This is a genomic window from Chitinophaga flava (assembly GCF_003308995.1).
In the GTDB taxonomy this organism is placed as follows: domain Bacteria; phylum Bacteroidota; class Bacteroidia; order Chitinophagales; family Chitinophagaceae; genus Chitinophaga; species Chitinophaga flava.
Map to the genome: position 1 here is coordinate 1,224,963 of NZ_QFFJ01000001.1, position 12,464 is coordinate 1,237,426.

Here is a 12,464-nt window from a genome sequence, read left to right on the forward strand (position 1 = left end):
TATAATCCGTTAAAAAATTGTAAATTTACTACATAAATCAAGCTTAAAATATATTTCAAATGAGACCTATACTATACATTGCACTGGCTGGTTCGTTCGCTCTGGGCGCCTGTTCCAGTACTTACAAAACGGCCCAGACACCGGACGATGTATATTATTCTCCGCGTCAGCAACAGCGCACCTATGCATCCAACAACGGCTCTAATGGCAATTCCCAGCAGGATGAGAATGCCCGTTATACCCAGTCAGCCGATGAAGATGGAGGAACTTATGTGACTTATAATGATGACCAGGGGGATTACCAACGTCGTCTGAATCGTTTTGGTTCCACTTCCAACAGCTACACCGGTGGCTACATGGATGGTTACAGCGCAGCTTCCAACCTGTACATGGGTGGTTATGGCTACGGCTTCAGCCCATACAGCAGCTTTGGTTACAACAGCCTGTGGGGCCCATCTCTCAGCCTGGGTTTTGGCTGGGGCAGCGGTTTCTATAGCCCATGGAGCTATGGTGGCTACGGTGGTGGATGGGGATACCCTTATTATGGCTCCTACTGGCCTTATGGCGGCGGATACTATGGTCATTACTACCCTGTATATGCCGGCGGTTACTATGGTGGTGGTTACTATGGCCACGGAGGAGGTTATTACTACAGCCGTCCTTCCAACTCCTACGGACCCGTTAGAAGCGGTAACGAACGCATCATCCGTGCTTCCAACTATACCAACAGCGGTGGCAATGGCGGCAATGCCGGCGGTGGCGGTTACTACCGTCCTGCCAGAGGTAGCGTAGCTCCTATCAACAACGGTGGCAACAGCGGCGGTTATGCTCCTTCCAATACAGACAGACCCCGTCGTATCTTCCAGCAGTCTAATTCAGAAAGACCGGTTATTTCCCGTCCTTCCTATGATAACAACAGCGGTGGTGGCTACAATAACAATAATGGCGGCGGCGGATACTCCCGTCCTTCCAGATCTGAATACAGACCTGCACCATCTCCCAGCCCAAGCTATTCTGCACCCAGCGGCGGTGGCCGTGTAGGTGGCGGTAGCAGTGGTGGCGGTGGCGGCTACAGCCGTCCTGCAAGAGGCGGACGTTAATACAAGACATTCTGAGATAAGCGTAGCAAAAAACTACGCTTATCTTTTTATTGGACATAAGTTTTGTCCATTCCGGAACGTTATTACATTCGCAGCTCGTTATCTATCAGACAATCTGCCAATACATCTCAATTTTTAAGTTTATAGTTTTATGATTAAAAGACTTTACCCTCTTTTAGGAGGAATCTTTTTATCCGTTACAGCAATGGCGCAGAGCTCGAATGACGCACTGCTCTACTCACCCAACCAACCCTTCGGGACAGCAAGAGCACAGGCATTGGGAGGCGCAGGCGTTGGTCTGGGCGGTGATTACTCTTCAGCACACACCAACCCTGCCGGTATCGGCATGTTCAAAACAGGCGAATTTCTGATATCTGCCGGTCTGGGGATTACCAATAACAACTCCACCTACCTGGGAAATGGTTCGATGGACAACAAAGGCAGCAAAACCAACTTCCAGATGCCCAGCATCGGTGTTATCTTTGCTACCAACAAACACACCGGTGACAACGTTTGGAACAACGTGACCTTTTCACTGGGCTATACCCGCCTGGCCAACTATAACAACAAAATTGCCATCGCGGGATATAATGACGTTTCTTCTTATACCGACACCTGGGTGGACCAGATGTGGAACGCTGATTCTACCGGTATCGTGAACGACTATCCGTTGGGTGGCAGTATCGGCTACCTCTCCGCTGTCATCGACCGCTACCGCCATTCAAACGGCATCGTAGACCCGATGAGCAACGCCTCTCCACAACGGCCTACCGGCGGACTCACCGCCATCCAGCAACGTGGTATCCTTGAAACACAAGGTGGCCTCAACGAATTTGCCTTCGCCGTTGCAGGCAACTATGGTAACCGTTTATACATCGGCGGTAGTATCAACGTACCGAGTGTCAACTACCGTGCAGACCTTACCGTAATGGAAGATGATGCTACCAATAACGGCGCGAACAAACCCAACAACGACTTTGCCTATTTCGACTACCATCAGTATCTGAAAAGGACTGGTCTGGGTATCGGCGCCAAACTGGGTATACTTTACAAGGCCTCTCCCCGCTTCAGATTAGGCGGCGCCTTCCACACACCCACCTTCTACAGCCTGCATGACAGCTATTCTGCTGACATCACCGCCAACACGGAAGGTTATCAAGGTGTACTGTCTGCCAATTCCGGCCAGGTAACCGGCGGCTATCCAGTAGACAATGACTATACTTATGTTACTCCATTGCGCGCAATGGCCGGTGTTACCTACTTCTTCGGTGATATCACCCATGTCAGCAATACACAGGGCTTCATCACCGCTGATTATGAATTCGTCAACCAATCATCCGGTAAATTCAAGATGAATAAATACCCTGATGATGAAAAAGCACTGAACGACAATATCAGCGCCCTGTACAAATCAGTGTCCAATATCAAAGTGGGCGCCGAACTGAAATTTGCTACCCTGTATGCAGTAAGAGCCGGTTTTGCCTACTACGGCAACCCTTACAGCAATGACAGCTACAATGCCAACGTAGACGCTTCCCGTAAAGTATACAGCGGCGGCCTCGGCTACCGTAACAAAGGCCTCTATGCAGACCTTACCTACAGCTATACGCAGGGTAATGACCGTTACCGCCTCTACACCAGCACCACGCCGGGTTTAACACCCAATGCCGCCCTGCTGGATTATACCCGTAGCAATGTGGTAATGACCGTCGGTCTTAAGTTCTAATAAAGGGAAATTGAAGTAAAGAATTATAATATCAGTATAAAAGCGAAGAAGCCATTGATGTAAAATCAATGGCTTCTTCGCTTTTATCTTTGTTTATCATAAAATATCAGCAATGATCGTCTCTATCATTGTTTCTGTAGGGTCGAACCACTGGTATTCCTTGTCTTTTCTGAACCAGGTCAGTTGCCTTTTGGCATACTGGCGGGTATGTGTTTTAATATCCTCTACGGCTTGTTCGAGGGATAGTTTGCCATCCAGGTAATCGAATATTTCCTGATAGCCTACTGTCCGGAGAGCATTGTGCTGGCGGTAGGGCAATACGCTTTTTACTTCTTCCACGAGTCCGGCAGCCATCATGAGATCTACCCTTTTATGGATATTTTCATGGAGCTTTTCTTTGGACGGTGTAAGTCCGATTTTAATGATGCGGAAGTCTCTTTGTGCTTTTACGGCCGTGCGGAAAGTGGTGATCGACTGTCCGGTGGCTTCCAGCACTTCCAGCGCCCTGATAAGGCGTTGGGGATTCTGCGTTTCGGCCGTGGCATAAAACTGCGGGTCCCGTTGGCGGAGTTGTTCCTGTAGCCAGGAGAGTCCGTGTTCTTCGTAGCGGGCATTCAGCATTTCCCGGATACCGGGTGGTATAGCGGGCATGTCGTCGATACCTTCGCAGAAAGCGCGTATATACAGTCCCGTGCCCCCACACATAATGGCCACATCATTTTTTTGGAAGATTTCTGCGGCATACTGCAGGGCCAGCTGTTCATAGATACCGGCATTCACTTCTTCACGGATGGAATGGGAATCGATAAAATAATGCGGCACTGCGGACAGCTCTTCCGGTGTAGGTTTGGCCGTGCCGATGCTGATTTCGCGGTAACACTGCCTTGAATCAGCAGATATTACCGATGTACCGAACAACTGCGCCAGTTTTATGGCCAGCGCTGTTTTGCCGGAAGCGGTGGGTCCTGCTATGATAATGACTGTCTTCAAAAAATACTAGTAGTTGTTTTCATCTTCACCGGCACCGAATTCATCGCCGCCGTCGCTGGCTTCTTCGCTTTCTTCTCCTTCTTCACCGAAGCCTTCTTCGTCCATACCTTCTTTATTGAGGTCATATTTTTCCTCCATTTCCACAAGTTTGTCGCCTACGAGGCCTTTGGTGCCGTATTGGCTGGGGGCCAGGCCTTCCTTGCGTACACAAACGGGATAGGTGAGTTTGGCGTTTTCATCTTTGGACACGCCTATCAGTTCTACCAGGAATGACCAGTTTTTGGCGAAGTCATAGAGGTAGATAAATTTCTGGTTGGGAGCCTTTACTGCGTCAGCGATAGTTGTTTCCGACATGAGCAGCGGTTCAACTTTACGGGGCTGTTTATCTTCCTGCAGAATAATTTCCCGGCCGCGTTGCCAGTTGTCGTTGCTGCGGAAAAAGGTAGCTCCATGTTTGGTGTCAAATTCAAAAGCCTGTAAAATGGCCGTATGTAAGGCTAAAAACGTCTGATTCGGCTTAATGGAAATGTCCCTGTAAACACTTTCATCTTCTTCCCAGTATACTCTGAATTTCAAAACCGGCATGACAATGTGGTTATAAGTTAGTTAAATATATTAATTCTCAACGCATCATCAAGGGCGCTGATGGTTAATTAATCGTTTATTATTTCCTGTTTCCCTAAATTACCAATTTTATTTAACTGGGGTAAGATCCAGGGCTTTTGCTTTTTCGAGCATAAAAGCGTAGGCAGCTTCGTAGGTGTTGGGGATTTCACCATCAAGGATAGCTTCCCGGATGGCGTTTTTCAGGTCACCCACAATCCGGCCGGGCTTCAATGCGAATATTTCCATGATCATTTCGCCGGTGACAGGAGGCTGCCAGTTGCGGATACGATCACTTTCCTCTACTTCTTTGAGTCTTTTACGGACCAGTTCAAAATTTTCGAGGTAGCGTTTTACTTTGGACCTGTTTTTAGAGGTGATATCGGCTTCGCACAGCATCATGAGTGATTCGATATCATCTCCGGCATCGAACAGTAGTCTGCGGATAGCCGAGTCGGTAATATTTTCCTTGGTGAGGCTGATCGGACGCAGGTGTAGTTCTACCAGTTTTTTCACCAGGCGCATTTTATCATGCAGGGGTAATTTAAACCGGGTAAAGATACGGGTCACCATTTTTCCGCCTACTGCATCGTGGCCGTGAAAGGTCCATCCGTGGCCTGGTTCAAATTTTTTGGTGGCTGGTTTGCCGATATCATGCAGGAGGGCAGCCCAGCGGAGCCAGAGATCGCGGGTATTAACCGCGATATTGTCTACCACCTGCAAGGTATGATAAAAGTTGTCTTTATGTCCTTTACCTTCATACATCTCCACCCCTATCATGTCCACCATCTGGGGGAAAATGATTTTGAGCAGGCCTGCTTTATAGAGCAGGTCGAGGCCCACAGAGGGTTTGGGGGACAGCATGATTTTATTGAATTCATCGGAGATCCTTTCCTGGGAGATAATACGGATACGTTCTGCATTTTCCCGGATGGCCGTGAAGGCTTCGTCGGTAATAGTAAACTGCAGTTGGGAGGCAAAACGGACAGCCCGCATCATACGCAGCGGATCGTCGCTGAATGTTTGTGCTGGTTCCAGGGGGGTACGGATGATTTTTTTGTCGAGATCTTCCAGCCCCTGGAATGGATCTATGAGGGAGCCGTAGTTATCTTCTTTCAGGCTGATGGCCAGTGCGTTGATGGTAAAATCGCGGCGGTTCTGGTCATCTTCCAGAGTACCGGCTGTCACTTCGGGGTTACGGGACTCCTGGCGATAGCTTTCTTTCCGGGCGCCTACAAATTCAATTTCCAGGTCATTCCATTTCACCTGGGCGGTGCCATAGGTTTTAAAGAAACTGACCGGAATATTATCACCGAGGGCCTCTGCCACTTTATGTGCCAGGGCGATACCATCGCCCACGCACACAATATCCATATCTTTTGTTCTTCTACCCAATAATTTATCGCGTACGAAGCCTCCGATCAGATAGGCAGGCGTACCCAGGTCATGGGCTGCCAGCGCAATCTTCTCCAACACTTTCCGTTCCTGCAGGGAGCAGGGAATGTCTAATGGCTTGCTGCTGATCATATTAAAAATTTATTCCTTTCGCTGAAATCAGGGCGCAAATGTAAGAAATAATGAGGTTTAATCCCGGATTATCGCGATCGATCCGTCTTTTCCTATGCGGATGATCCTGGAGGCCACGCCGAAAGCGGTTTCTTCCTGGCGGTATTTTACCACGTAATCCACTCCGTTGATAATTTCAGGCGAAATATCCTGAAAAGAACCGGGAGATGGCTGACCGCTGATATTGGCAGAAGTAGACACCATGGGTTTACGCAGCCTTTTGAGCAGGTGGCGGCAGAAGGTGTCTTTCACAATGCGGATAGCCACAGACTGATCTTCGCTGATTACATTGGGTGCCAGGCCCAGGGCGCCTTCATATATTACTGTCGTAGGCCGGTCGAAGCCGGCGATCACATCAGCCATGTCGGGTCTGGGATTGGAAACATAATGCAGCAGATCACGCACATCGGGTAGCAGTATGACCAGGCTTTTGCTTTCGCTGCGTTGTTTCAGGTCAAAGATTTTTTTTACGGCCGCTTCATTGGTAGCGTCGCAGCCTATTCCCCAGATTGTATCTGTAGGGTAAAGAATAAGGCCACCATTGCGTAGTACGGGCAAGGCGGCATTTATATCCTGTTCAAAATCCATTCGTATTCATTTATTTATTCAGGCTGTTGTACACCTTCATCATATCCGCTGCACATTTTTCCGGTGTAAACAGGCGGGCATGTTCCAAGCCTTTGCGGCGCATATCTTCCACCAGTGAAGGTTCTGCCAGTACCCGGCGCATGGCCGTGGCAATATCGGCACTACTGAGTGGATCAACATACAGGGCAGCATCTCCACCAGTTTCCCCAAAACAGGAGCCATGGGAAGTGATGACTGGTGTACCACTCCAGAGTGCTTCCAGGATGGGGATACCGAAACCTTCAAAGAGAGAAGGATATAACAACGCTTCAGCTCCCTGGTACAGCAAAGGTAATACACTGTTGGGCAAACGCTCCTGTTCATTGAGCCATATCACCTGTTGAGAGAGTCCGTTAGCATGCACGTATTCTTTTACCTTTTTCTTATAACCACTGCCGTTGCCCAGTATCACAAGGGGTATATCGACTGATCCTTTCAGTGTATTCATGGCCGTTACAATACCAAGCAGATTTTTCCGCTCGATCACGGAGCCAACGTAGAGGAAATATTGCGCAGGCAGCTGATAGCGGGTACGGAAAGCCTGGATATCTGTTTGGGTATGGGGTACCGCAAAAGCAGGATCACAGCTCTGGTACACGACCGCTATTTTTTCCGGGTCTGTATGGTAATAGGTGATCAGGTCCTGTCGGGTCTGTTCGCTGATGGCTACCACCTTGTCGGCCTGATCACAGGCATAGCGCGCTTTGCGCCGGTAGGTGAACACATCTATCGGGTTGTACTGTGCAGGATACCTTTCAAAAATCAGGTCGTGCATAGTAACGACGGACTTCACACCACTGCCGGGGATACCGAAAGGTATTTCATGGCTGAGGCCATGGTAGAGGTCTATTCCATGACGTTGCAGATCTTTTACGACATAACGGCTGCGCCATGCCGACTTAAACCAGCGGTGCCAGGTTTTTTCAGGTAATATCACCGGAAGGCCCGGTGCTTTGTACATATCCGTTTTTTTGGGAGCGAACAGGTAGTACTGGTGCTCCGGGAAACCAGCAGCCAGGGAAGAGATAAGGGTACGGCTATAATTTCCTAACCCTGTATCGTTCTGGAAGGCTCGCTTGGCATCAAAACCAATCTTCATATGTTGCGAAAATACGAAGTCCGGCGAAAGAAATTCGTAATTCGCTATTTCATTTATTAGATATTACTTTTGCAAAAAAAGCGCAAATGGATTTACAACAACAAATACTGGCTGCCTGGGCTGATCGCAGCCTTTTACAGGAAACGCAGTACGCTGATGCTGTTAAAGCAGTGATTGAAGCAGTAGATAAAGGGAAACTGAGAGTGGCTATGCCCACAGAAAATGGCTGGGTAGTGAATGAGTGGGTAAAACAGGCTATCCTGATGTATTTCACCATTCAACCGATGGAAACGATGACGCTTCCTCCTTTCGAGTTTTATGATAAGATGAAGCTGAAGACCAACTATAAAGATTTGGGTGTACGTGTTGTTCCGCATGCGATTGCCCGTTATGGTGCTTTTATTGCCAAAGGTTGTATTCTGATGCCTTCATATGTTAACATCGGTGCTTATGTAGACGAAGGTACGATGGTAGACACCTGGGCAACGGTAGGCTCCTGCGCACAGATCGGTAAAAACGTGCACCTGAGCGGTGGCGTGGGTATCGGCGGCGTACTGGAACCACTGCAGGCCAGCCCTGTGATCATCGAAGACGGCTGTTTTGTGGGCTCCCGCTGCATCGTAGTAGAAGGTGTACACGTAGAGAAAGAAGCTGTACTGGGTGCTAACGTAGTGCTGACACAGTCTACCAAAATCATTGATGTGAGCGGTAGCGAGCCTATTGAATACAAAGGCCGTGTACCAGCCCGCAGCGTGGTGATCCCAGGTACCTACACCAAAAAATTCCCTGCCGGCGAATACCAGGTGTCCTGCGCACTGATCATTGGTCAGCGTAAAGCATCTACCGACCTGAAAACAAGTCTGAATGACACCCTGCGTGAGTTTAACGTAGCGGTATAATCATACGTAACAGCAATAAAACAGCGGGTTTCTTCTGTTTTATTGCTGTTCTTCAAAAATAAATTTGGCTGATATTCAAAAAAGCCTACCTTTGCAATCCCTTTTAAGAGGGAGAGCAGCCCAGATGGCGAAATTGGTAGACGCACTGTGTTCAGGTCGCAGCGCTCGCAAGGGTGTGCTGGTTCGAATCCAGTTCTGGGCACTAGAAAAGGTCGGATGAAAATCCGGCCTTTCTTTTTTTATGTACTTCCCATTTTTTCATTGGTTGGTAATTAGTTCCGGTATTGAGTCAGGTTCAATAATCAAATCATTCTGATCACACACACCTCTCCCACTTCCTCAATGCCCATCTCACCAACGGCACTCCTTCTCATCTACTACAAGAACAAGTTTGTCTATTGTTGTTTCTTTTTCATTCAGATAACCTACAGGAAATTATTGCTCTCCATTTTTGAGTGACACCATCTTTATGGCTACCTTTTTACACCGTCATTACCATAGCTTCTGCTTTCAAAAAAATATCTATTTTTTGAAAGCAACTCATTGTTGACTTTAGCTCAGCCGAAGTATCTTCTGTGAACCGAACAGTTATTTTTATCTAAACATTTTATTCTCAGGGAGCAATTAAAGATATTGGAAGCTTGTTTAGTTAACCAATACACGTGCGCTGTTGCGCTGCCAAAAAATCTCTCTCTATTTTGATTGAACCCCATTCTTCTTTATTCAAATGAAAAGCAATTGGACACAGTTCCTACCTGCGAAAAGGTACTTACACGGGATGAATTTTTTCCCACATGCATTAAACTTTTATTTTATAGCTCAGTCTACTTTTTCATGTAATCTGTTTTACTACTAAACCATAAGCAACATGAAAGCACTTTTGATTTTAGCTACTGCCACTTTAGGAATTGGTGCTACTGCACAAGCACAGAATGCTCACCGCTTAATGCACGATGCACATGATATCAAACATGATCGTCATGATATCCATAAAGATGTTAAAGAAATCCGTGGTGAGAAAAAAGACATCGCAAAAGATAAGGCTGATCTGAACAAAGACCGCAAAGATGCTACTAAAGACAGGACAGACCTGAACAAAGACAACAAAGACATCGCCCACGATAAAGCAGAGATCAGACAGGAACGCACTGAACAGAATGCTGACGTGAAAAAAGGCGACTATAAAGATGCATGGAAAGAGCAAAAAGACATTAATGCAGAAAGGAAAGATATCAACAAAGACAGGGCTGATCGTAATGCCGACTTCAAAGACCTGAAGAAAGACCGCAAAGACATCAACAGCGATAAACGCGACCTGGGTAAAGACAGACAACAACTGAAACACGAACGTAAAGACCTGCAACAGGATAAAAAAGACCTGAACAAAGATAAGCAGCAGCTCATCAAGGATGCAAGTTCTAACTAATACCAGGCATTAAAATCACTACCATAAAAACGTTCGCTAAAATGTGAACGTTTTTTGTTGTTTTAGTCGGTCTCGTCAAGAACAGGTTCGATAATATTCCACCAGCGAGTACCAAAGGCTTGTAAGTTTAACTTGCTAGCCTTTTTTTATTTTGCCAAACAAGGTGTGGGGTGAGAAAAAGAGATTAAGTACCTGAGGGCAAGTAAGTAAAAAACAATTGATCCGCCATTCAGTTGGGGATTAGCAGTATTTTTCTATTTTTGAAAAAATGTTATTTACTGACCACCAAATACAGCCAACATGTTATGCAAAAATTGTTTGTGGATATCCTTATTCTTGCTGCACGTTTCTGCAGTTTTAGCTCAATCTCAAAACACATGGAAAACTTCGTCTCCCGAAGAGCAGGGAATGAGTTCATTATTGCTTGCAAATGCCATAAAGCAGATTAAGCATGACGGCACCAATATTCACAGTCTCTTAGTCATCAAAAACAATCATCTTGTTCTTGACGCTTCTTTCTACCCATTCAAAAGCACCTACGCGCATGATCTCGCGTCGGTCACTAAAAGTATTACATCATTGTTGATCGGTATAGCAATAGATAAGAAATTTATCAGCAGCGAAAATGAACCGATTGTAAATTTTTTTCCAGAATACAAAATCAACAATGACACGCTGAAATCCGTAAGAATAAAGGATCTACTCAATATGTCTTCTGGTTTTCAATGCAGCTGGGATGACGGGGAAAGGGAGTTAGGCGAAATGAGAAAAACCACAGACTGGGTTAAATTTATGTTGACATTGCGATTTGCAAATAATCCTGATGCGCAATTCTCTTATTGCAGTGGTAATTTTTATTTGCTCGCAGAAATTCTGCAAAGGGCTACCAAAATGAGCTGTCATGGATTTGCCCAAAAATATCTTTTTAAACCACTGGATTTTGGAGCATCTTACTGGCTTACCAATTACAAAGGAGTTAATCACGGCTGGGGCGATCTGCACATTTCCATTTACGACTTTGCAAAAATTGGCTGTCTTATTTTGAATGGAGGGGAATGGAACGGCAAACAGATTATTTCAAAGCAGTGGCTTAACAAAATACAGCCGTTGCACAAGATCCAAAAGACAGAGTTTTACGGGTATGGCTGGTGGCTGGATAGTGAAAGCCCTGACCTAGTGCAGGCGATAGGCAGAGGCGGGCAACGCTTATTTATTTTTAAAACCAGAAACATGGTGATAGCCACAGACGGAGGCGGCGGATATGACAGCGGAAAGCTAGACGACATTGTTTTGCAGGCTATTGAGAAATATGATAAAAATGAAAACAACTATGCATTGTTGCAAAAGACAACTAAAAATATTTCCTTACCTGATACATCAACCACAACACCGGAGGCTTTCCCCCAAAATGGATTAAACAAGACTTTTTTGCTCGACAATAATGAGATGGGTTTGCGGAGCATGCGTTTTGAGAAGAGAAAAACCGGCTATTATATGACAGTTCGTTTTGCAGACAGTTCTGTAGAAGACAATCCGATCGGAATGAATAATCAATATAAAATCTCTAAGGAACATACTTTCGGACTACCTATGGCCACTAAAGGGAAATGGGCAAATGACACCCTCTTTATTGATTACAACAGGCTATGCAGGATTGAGAACTATAAGTTTTCCATCATTTTTAAAGAAAATGACGCTATGGAAATCAGGCTGACGGAAGCTTCAAAGGACATCAACCAAATTATACGTGCAAAGAAAATGTAGCTCCTCAACTGATGCCGCCAGCTTACTACAGGTATCCAGATATTTTCTAACATACAAAATAAAAAGACCGGTCTGTGACCGGTCTTTTTATTTGCTAATACAGGTAGTCTACTCTACCCAATAGGTTAATGCTACCACAATGTAGCCATCGGGGCCTACATTTCCGCTGCCAAGTGTTACTGTTTTGGAAACAGCACCGTCCCAGTAACCGTTGTATGCACCAAAGGTGTAGGTACCGGCAGGGAGGTTTTCAAACTTGTCTTCATCTTCCTGTCCACCCGGATAAAAATACTCACCGGTTACCACATTCTGCGCCCAGTAGCCGCGCAGACCGGTACCACCTGTAACAGGCGCTCCGTGAACATCCACCAGGGTTATCCGGGCATTAAATGTTGTAGAGATCTTGTTGGCAGATTCATCTGCAATGGAAGATGGATTTACTGTTTTTTCCTTAGCGGAAGCGGCATTGCTTTGTACAAAAAATAAAGCTGACAGGAAACTTAAAACAACTGTTTTTCTCATGGGTTAAAATTGTAAAATTCAGGTTTTCAAATATGTATTTAAGATAGCTGTTTTTTCCGGAATACAACGTTATTTTATTATGAAACAATCCTGACATTACCCTGGGGAAAATCCAGCGAGTATTAAAAATTCTGCTGTATGA

The 12,464-nt window shown here is 46.0% G+C and carries 11 protein-coding genes and 1 tRNA gene; 6 read left to right on the plus strand and 6 right to left on the minus strand.

What is annotated here, in order from left to right:
- Window positions 1-59: 59 nt before the first annotated feature.
- Together DF182_RS04750 and DF182_RS04755 are read left to right on the plus strand one after the other, a co-directional pair.
- On the plus strand, window positions 60-1,100 hold the full coding sequence (locus DF182_RS04750) for a hypothetical protein (RefSeq protein ID WP_113614518.1): 1,041 nt from the start codon (window positions 60-62) through the stop codon (window positions 1,098-1,100).
- A gap of 205 nt (window positions 1,101-1,305) precedes the next feature.
- Window positions 1,306-2,826, plus strand: a complete 1,521-nt coding sequence (locus tag DF182_RS04755) for an OmpP1/FadL family transporter (protein WP_161964054.1) — start codon at window positions 1,306-1,308, stop codon at window positions 2,824-2,826.
- A 96-nt stretch (window positions 2,827-2,922) separates the two neighbouring features.
- Here the strand turns inward: DF182_RS04755 and miaA are convergent, their stop codons facing one another.
- From miaA to DF182_RS04780, 5 genes are all read right to left on the minus strand, one after another.
- A complete protein-coding gene (gene miaA, locus DF182_RS04760; protein ID WP_113614520.1) occupies window positions 2,923-3,816 on the minus strand; it encodes a tRNA (adenosine(37)-N6)-dimethylallyltransferase MiaA in 894 nt (297 codons plus the stop codon).
- A gap of 6 nt (window positions 3,817-3,822) precedes the next feature.
- Window positions 3,823-4,401: an IS1096 element passenger TnpR family protein gene (locus tag DF182_RS04765; RefSeq protein ID WP_113614521.1), complete on the minus strand. Its 579-nt coding sequence runs from the start codon at window positions 4,399-4,401 to the stop codon at window positions 3,823-3,825.
- A 108-nt stretch (window positions 4,402-4,509) separates the two neighbouring features.
- On the minus strand, window positions 4,510-5,946 hold the full coding sequence (locus DF182_RS04770) for a CCA tRNA nucleotidyltransferase (RefSeq protein WP_113614522.1): 1,437 nt from the start codon (window positions 5,944-5,946) through the stop codon (window positions 4,510-4,512).
- A gap of 57 nt (window positions 5,947-6,003) precedes the next feature.
- Entirely contained in the window at window positions 6,004-6,573 is a 570-nt protein-coding gene (locus DF182_RS04775; RefSeq protein ID WP_113614523.1) for an L-threonylcarbamoyladenylate synthase, read from the minus strand.
- Between the two features lie 10 nt (window positions 6,574-6,583).
- On the minus strand, window positions 6,584-7,711 hold the full coding sequence (locus DF182_RS04780; RefSeq protein WP_113614524.1) for a glycosyltransferase family 4 protein: 1,128 nt from the start codon (window positions 7,709-7,711) through the stop codon (window positions 6,584-6,586).
- 86 nt (window positions 7,712-7,797) lie between these two features.
- Between DF182_RS04780 and DF182_RS04785 the strand changes: the two genes are divergently transcribed.
- The 4 genes from DF182_RS04785 to DF182_RS04800 all read left to right on the plus strand — a co-directional run bounded on the left by DF182_RS04785 (window position 7,798) and on the right by DF182_RS04800 (window position 11,800).
- Window positions 7,798-8,610 carry a 2,3,4,5-tetrahydropyridine-2,6-dicarboxylate N-succinyltransferase gene (locus DF182_RS04785; protein ID WP_113614525.1) on the plus strand — a complete coding sequence of 271 codons (813 nt, stop codon included), beginning with the start codon at window positions 7,798-7,800 and terminating at the stop codon, window positions 8,608-8,610.
- Window positions 8,611-8,728: 118 nt separating this feature from the next.
- A tRNA-Leu gene (locus DF182_RS04790) sits at window positions 8,729-8,812 on the plus strand.
- A 666-nt stretch (window positions 8,813-9,478) separates the two neighbouring features.
- Window positions 9,479-10,036, plus strand: a complete 558-nt coding sequence (locus DF182_RS04795) for a coiled-coil domain-containing protein (protein ID WP_113614526.1) — start codon at window positions 9,479-9,481, stop codon at window positions 10,034-10,036.
- A 300-nt stretch (window positions 10,037-10,336) separates the two neighbouring features.
- Window positions 10,337-11,800: a serine hydrolase domain-containing protein gene (locus DF182_RS04800; RefSeq protein WP_113614527.1), complete on the plus strand. Its 1,464-nt coding sequence runs from the start codon at window positions 10,337-10,339 to the stop codon at window positions 11,798-11,800.
- A 108-nt stretch (window positions 11,801-11,908) separates the two neighbouring features.
- Here the strand turns inward: DF182_RS04800 and DF182_RS04805 are convergent, their stop codons facing one another.
- Window positions 11,909-12,322, minus strand: coding sequence for a hypothetical protein (locus tag DF182_RS04805; RefSeq protein ID WP_113614528.1), 414 nt, complete (start codon window positions 12,320-12,322; stop codon window positions 11,909-11,911).
- Window positions 12,323-12,464: the final 142 nt, after the last annotated feature.

Excerpts from the sequence above, each read along its gene's own strand:
- DF182_RS04750 (WP_113614518.1), top strand. The coding sequence starts at position 60 with ATGAGACCTATACTATACATTGCACTGGCTGGTTCGTTCGCTCTGGGC.
- DF182_RS04755 (WP_161964054.1), top strand. The coding sequence starts at position 1,306 with ATGGCGCAGAGCTCGAATGACGCACTGCTCTACTCACCCAACCAACCC.
- DF182_RS04765 (WP_113614521.1), bottom strand. The coding sequence starts at position 4,401 with ATGCCGGTTTTGAAATTCAGAGTATACTGGGAAGAAGATGAAAGTGTT.
- DF182_RS04770 (WP_113614522.1), bottom strand. The coding sequence starts at position 5,946 with ATGATCAGCAGCAAGCCATTAGACATTCCCTGCTCCCTGCAGGAACGG.
- DF182_RS04775 (WP_113614523.1), bottom strand. The coding sequence starts at position 6,573 with ATGGATTTTGAACAGGATATAAATGCCGCCTTGCCCGTACTACGCAAT.
- DF182_RS04780 (WP_113614524.1), bottom strand. The coding sequence starts at position 7,711 with ATGAAGATTGGTTTTGATGCCAAGCGAGCCTTCCAGAACGATACAGGG.
- DF182_RS04785 (WP_113614525.1), top strand. The coding sequence starts at position 7,798 with ATGGATTTACAACAACAAATACTGGCTGCCTGGGCTGATCGCAGCCTT.
- DF182_RS04795 (WP_113614526.1), top strand. The coding sequence starts at position 9,479 with ATGAAAGCACTTTTGATTTTAGCTACTGCCACTTTAGGAATTGGTGCT.
- DF182_RS04800 (WP_113614527.1), top strand. The coding sequence starts at position 10,337 with ATGTTATGCAAAAATTGTTTGTGGATATCCTTATTCTTGCTGCACGTT.
- DF182_RS04805 (WP_113614528.1), bottom strand. The coding sequence starts at position 12,322 with ATGAGAAAAACAGTTGTTTTAAGTTTCCTGTCAGCTTTATTTTTTGTA.